Annotated in this window: 2 protein-coding genes; both read right to left on the reverse strand. The window is 50.6% G+C overall.

Annotated features, from left to right (window positions below; genetic code table 11):
- The coding region (locus AC2VLY_RS12790; protein ID WP_486922403.1) for a paraquat-inducible protein A at window positions 1–362 on the reverse strand (362 nt) is incomplete at its 3' end.
- Window positions 363–490: 128 nt separating this feature from the next.
- Window positions 491–3,598, reverse strand: a complete 3,108-nt coding sequence (locus AC2VLY_RS12795; protein WP_486922404.1) for a bifunctional diguanylate cyclase/phosphodiesterase — start codon at window positions 3,596–3,598, stop codon at window positions 491–493.
- Between the last annotated feature and the right edge of the window lie 80 nt (window positions 3,599–3,678).

The following is a 3,678-nucleotide window of genomic DNA, read 5'->3' on the forward strand; positions in this document are numbered from 1 at the left end:
AGGATGAGCAATTCCAGGGCCAGAATGACCGCCACCACGGGCCAGCCTTGGGCAGCCACTCCCCAGATGCCCGACGCAAGCACACTTTGATGATGCACGCCAAATATATCAACGGACAGCAATGGGAGGAAATTGGCAGGGATCAGCAGGAACAGGGCCGATAAGGTCATGGCCATGGCCGCGTTGATGCTGCGACCGGAGGTGCGTTCCATAATATGACCACAGCGCGGGCAGGCGAGCTTGCCGCGACCTTGTAGAGGCGGCAAACGCTGAATCAGTCCACAATCCGGACAGACCTCCACCCCGTGGGGCGGGTCCAGGGCGGCATCGGGAACCCCAATCAGAGTGGTATCCAGTGACATATTTTATGGATCTCTACTTTGGGAAAGCTCGGTAATTTGGCTTACGTAAATAAGTCATCCACCCAGTCTAGCAGAAAAATGGCAGATAGGTCCTCAAGGCCCCCGTGGCAATGTGCGACCCGGTTTGTTCAGTTTCGGGGCTGTAAACGCATAGCCAGAGTGATTTGCTGCAGAACCACCTCGCCCTGACGCTGCAAGGGGTAAATATCCACACCGGATCCACTTTCAAGGGTTGGTACTAGACCTTCGAGTATTGCATGATAATCATGATGGGCTTGTTCAAGGTCGCTGAGGTCCATGGCGCTGAGTTGCTTCAGTCTCTGTTGAACAGGGCAGTGGCAACTTGACCATGGGGAAAGCTGCAAGAACCAGTCTGGATTGCTGGTTAACAGATTGGTAATGGTTTTCTGATAGTCAATGACTTCAGCATATAACTGGAGAAGATCGAATTTTATTTCGTGGTTTGCGTTCATTGCCTGAGTGTCGCTACTCAGCCATGCTGGCAGCTCACTGGCCCACATGGGACGGGCCACGGCATAACCTTGCAGCATGGGTGCCTGCATCAATCGCAATACGTTCAATATACTCTGATTTTCCACTCCTTCGACGATGATTTCCACATTTTGCGATATACCTATATCCAGTATGGCCCGGAGAAAGTGCAGATCATTGGGGTTTTCTCCCAGATTACGCACAAAGGCCTGATCAATTTTGATTTCATCGACAGGTAATTCCTTGAGATAAAGCAAAGAGGCATAACCCGCTCCTACATCATCCAGGCCAATGCGGTAACCCTGTTTTTGCAGGATGCGGATGGACTCCGCACTGGATTCCAGAGATCGAAGTTCTTCGCTTTCGAGAATTTCCAGAATCAAACTATGGGATGGCACTGCGCAGTCATTTAAAAGATTCTGCAAACGTTTCAAATTTGTAATGTTTATCAGCGACATGGGAAGAATGTTTAATGAAATCCAGAGATTGATACCGGCCTTTTTCCAGGCTTGCCAGTCTTTAGCAATTTGCGCAAGCACCAGTTCGGTCAGTCGCCATTGATCCTCCGGTTCAAGGTAGGGTAGAAAATTTCCGGGAGATATGGCTTCTGCTTTGTTGTTAAGACGTGCCAGGGCTTCGACGCCGACAATGCGTTCCTGTCGTAAATCCAGTACGGGTTGGTACTGAAGTACCATCTGTCCTTCATGCAGAAGCGTCTGAATGCGTAAATGTTCGCTATTTTGTGCTTCGGCAAATATGGACCAGAACTGCTTGCGTCGGGATTTGTTCTGCTTGGCCTGATAGAGCGCATGATCGGCCTGACGCAGCAGAAGATCGGCATTACTTACGTCGTTTTCCGAGTGCGGATAAAAAGTGATCCCTGCACTGATGCCGAACTGAATTTGGGGTAACCCATTGAGAAAATAGGGAGCTGCCAGTATTTCCCCGATTTTTTCCAGGACAGGGGGAATTTGCTCATGTTTTTGTAGATTGTCCCAGACCAGAACGAATTCATCCCCTCCGAGTCGGGCGAGATAATCACTCTGGCGGAGTGCCTGACGCAGCCGGGCAGCAACTTCCTGCAGCAGCAAGTCGCCCGTTGCGTGACCATATTGATCGTTGACGGGCTTGAAGTCATCCAGATCCAACATGGCAACGGCCAGCAGTCGGTCATTTCGGCGCGCCCTGGCCATGGCCGGATGCAAAAACTCGGTGAAACCCCGACGATTGGCCAGTCCGGTCAACGCATCATGGCGGGCCAGGTGGCTTTGTCTCTGCCGTTCTTCCAATAACTCGTTTTTTAAATGAATTTCATCCAGAGCATGGCCCACCAGCAGGGCAATTTGTTGCAATACTTCCGTTATTTCCTGATTGAAAAGATCGGAACGGGGTCCAATGACATTGAGCATGGCCCAGCATTCCTGGCGGTGATAGACGGGAAAAGTTGCGGCGGCTCGCCACTGATTCTGACTGGCTTCAGCGTACCAGTCAGTTTCGGGGCCAAGGGCACGCAGATAATCCTGAACAATCAGTTTTTCTCGCTTGCGCCAGGCCCGCGATGTCAGAGACTGGCCGTCAGGAATCTCATCAGGATGGATGGTCCAGCGCCGCTGCAAGATCCACTCGACATGATGACCAGCCAGGGCAAGTGCCTGAAAAACGCCATTTTCGTCAGGACGAATGATAAATGCTGCATTGAACAGTCCACTATGAATGAGTTCTTCACATATCTGCTGCAGCATCTGAGGCGCTTCTCGTGCCTGCAGGGCAATATCACCACTGATGAGCATGGTTTTTTGTAAAATTCGCGCATCATCCAGTTGCTGCGCGACCTTTCTTTGTCGCAAAAAGGCGGTGAGGTCTTCACTGAGACGTTCAAGCAACTCAATAATAGCTTTGGGAAAGACGCTATCATCAAAACGATACAAGGCAATGACGCCACGCCGACCATCTGGCCAGACAAAAGGCGTATAAATACTGCCGCCCATACGGTGTGTTTTGATGAGATCCTGCCAGGGCTCAAATAGAGGATCACGGGCACCAAACAGGAGTGTGCGATTTTCGGTGATGGCCCGACCGGAAGGCGACTGGGTATGTTCTGCCGTGGCCCAGCAAAATAATTGTAATTTACTGAGTGGAGTGGCCAATTCGCCGGCTTTGGCTGGTATGTTTATCAGGCCGGTATGTTCATCAACCGCGCCTATCCAGGCTGCCGCCAAATGCATTCGGGTAACCAGAATCTCACAAAAGCGGTCGAGAATGAGCGATAATTCGAGCGGGTCGATGGCGGCAAACAGTCGGTTGACTTCCGTGACTGATTGCAAAAAGGCATCCCTTATCTGCAGCTCACGATTGCGTATTTGTAAATCCTGTGAACGGGCGAATACGCGTCGTTCCAGTTCACGGTTGGCGGTTTCCAGTGCGGTGGTGGCATGATTACGTTCATACATCATGGCAGCAGCTATCAAGCCAATGGATTCCAGCAGGATACCGACCATTTGCGCCATGGTTTCGGGATACAAAGTATGGCTGTGCTCGTATGGTCCATAACCCATGCTGGTTCCTACCAGAGCGAGCATAAACCCAGCGGTGGCCAAAGGATAGACAAGACGTGCAGGATAATTGGCCAGCATCCAGAGAAAGGGCAATATGAGCAAAAATACAGCCCCTACGGCCAGATTTCCTGATGGATAGGGCTGAAAAAAAAGCAGGACAATAGCGCCTAAGGTGCCCGTTCCCAACAAAAAAAATGCTTGTCCAGAAATGTTCTTTGGTCAGGCTGTCCATGGAAAAAAAGTAGAAATAAAGTACTTACATTGATGAT

The sequence above is a fragment of the Acidithiobacillus sp. TH-A36 genome (assembly GCF_057473445.1).